The sequence below is a fragment of the Halomonas sp. AOP43-A1-21 genome (assembly GCF_052376775.1).
Taxonomy (GTDB): Bacteria; Pseudomonadota; Gammaproteobacteria; order Pseudomonadales; family Halomonadaceae; genus Vreelandella; species Vreelandella colorata.
The window spans coordinates 1-1,969 of record NZ_JBQSWC010000080.1 but is presented as its reverse complement, the minus strand read 5'-3'; the positions used below and the strand labels follow the sequence as shown (position 1 = coordinate 1,969).

The following is a 1,969-nucleotide window of genomic DNA, read 5'->3' as shown; positions in this document are numbered from 1 at the left end:
CGGTATCCACCAAATCACTAGTTATTACGGAGCTTGGCTAGGCTAGCCATCCGCTTTGAAAGTCGTTCAAAACTACTCACAAATTCCCATCGATTGGTGGTATTAAAATACCCCTAATTCCGGGGATTGAGGAGAGGCGCGGTGTTTTGCGGTTTGAAACCCGGAAACGTGCAGGAATAGCTGACTATCAATAACTTACCCGGTCAAATTGACCGGCCAGCCTTAAGGCCGGGATTCCGGCTTTTCCTCAGCCTGAGTAAAAGCGCGGGAGTTTGTCGGTTTGAGACCGGAGAAAGATAATGGGCAGATCCGCGTTTCAAACGCGCAAGGGCAAAGTAGAGGGTTCCCCCTTTTAATTGTGAGATTCAGTCACTTTTAGCCGTGGTCAATCTGACCACCCGAGACGGTCGTACTGACCTTCCCGGCGATACCCAGGCCATATGAGTTATGAAAACGCAGATGGGCGCAAAATTGCGCTCGTTGAATAGATGTCCTGAAACATCAGGACATCGCTAAAGAGTGACTGAGTGGCTTAAAAAACTCTGCGCTTTCGCAGGGTATTACAAAAGTTTCGTAGAACCCTGCTTCCCTTGCTTTAGTGTTCCTTGTGTTGTTTCGTGGCTTTACGAGGTTTAGAGGGGGAGGGTACTAGGCGTTTTAGCTTTTTAATTCGTCTACGCCTATGCATGGATATCATGCGCGCCGACTACCATCACCTTTAGGCTGGTTACTGAATGGGTGCTAACCAGCTAAGAAAAGATAGGCTATGCTACCGCTGGTAATTAATAATTAAAGGGGCAGGGAATGAAGAAATTAGCTGTTGCTAGCTTAGTACTAGCGCTTTCAGGCTGCGCATCCAATATGGGATTTAAGAGTGACTGGGTAGTAGATCAACGTACAGATCAATTCTATGGCACTACCGCTTGCGCTGTTCAATTCAACGACGCTTTTAAAAACTTGTCAGCTGCTTATGGTGTGCGCTACTTCCCTTTCTTTGCCAAGGCTGGGGATGGGAATGTTTACTTTGGCGTATCTAATAACTATAACGTTCCTGTTGGTGATGTTCTGGTGAAGATTGATCAACATGAGCCAATCCGAATATCCCATACCGAGACGCCAATATCAGAGCATTCATATAAGCCAGCAGCCCAGGGGAATGAGCAGATACAGCAAGCAATGCAAAACGTTATGTCTATGCAAAGCCCTTACACTATGGCTGAGCTAGAAAAATCCCAAGAAATCCTCTCCCAAGCAAGGGGTGGTGAAACTATGATGATTCGCATCATAGGATATGGCGTCAACAATTCAACTGGCTCACAAGATGGCACATACCCAATTACAGCGAATATGCTTTCTGGGCTTAGGCAGTGTGCAATATAATATTACCCCATATCACCCAATGACTTTATTTATGTTGGCTTTTTTGTTGGGTAATTAATAGGTAAGCATGTAAGCTATTGATAATAACGCAATGATGGCGGTCTCCCTCTCCGCCACAGAATATAGAAAAAGCCCGCTGAGCAATCAGCGGGCTTTTTTGTGTTTGGGATTTGGCAGCCCAGACTTTGATCAGGTTTATCACCTTTACCTACCTCAGTCTTGTTTTCGTCAAAACGAAGGTGACAAGGCTTGCTGGCTTCGTTACTGTTATCTTAAGAATCATGAGCTAGCGATATGAGTCTGATAACGACCCAAAGCGGCCCTCCCGGAGAAAGCAGTATGCTAATTCAGTGGTGTTATGCTGCCAGCACGATAATCTATGTTAAACCTCGCCGAGAAAATATTCGCAATTTATGAGAAGAATTTCTGATTTTCTATCAAGAAAGGAATGGACCGGTATAGGCGTCATTGTGGCTATAATAGGGATTGCTGTAGCGATATGGTTGACGCCGATCCTAAAGGTTGAACCAAAGATCGAGGAGAAGCCTCAAACAACGGCTACCCAGAATTCCGTAGCTAACCTGTCTAG

Annotated in this window: 1 protein-coding gene; it reads left to right on the top strand. The window is 45.5% G+C overall.

All coding sequences use genetic code 11. The features are described 5' to 3' along the window. The first annotated feature begins 804 nt into the window (after positions 1-804). Positions 805-1,380, top strand: a complete 576-nt coding sequence (locus ACT3R7_RS20615) for a hypothetical protein (RefSeq protein WP_193092607.1) — start codon at positions 805-807, stop codon at positions 1,378-1,380. The last annotated feature ends 589 nt before the right edge of the window (positions 1,381-1,969 follow it).

What these genes read in the sequence shown, in the direction of transcription:
- ACT3R7_RS20615 (WP_193092607.1), top strand. Translation starts at nt 805, where the DNA reads ATGAAGAAATTAGCTGTTGCTAGCTTAGTACTAGCGCTTTCAGGCTGC.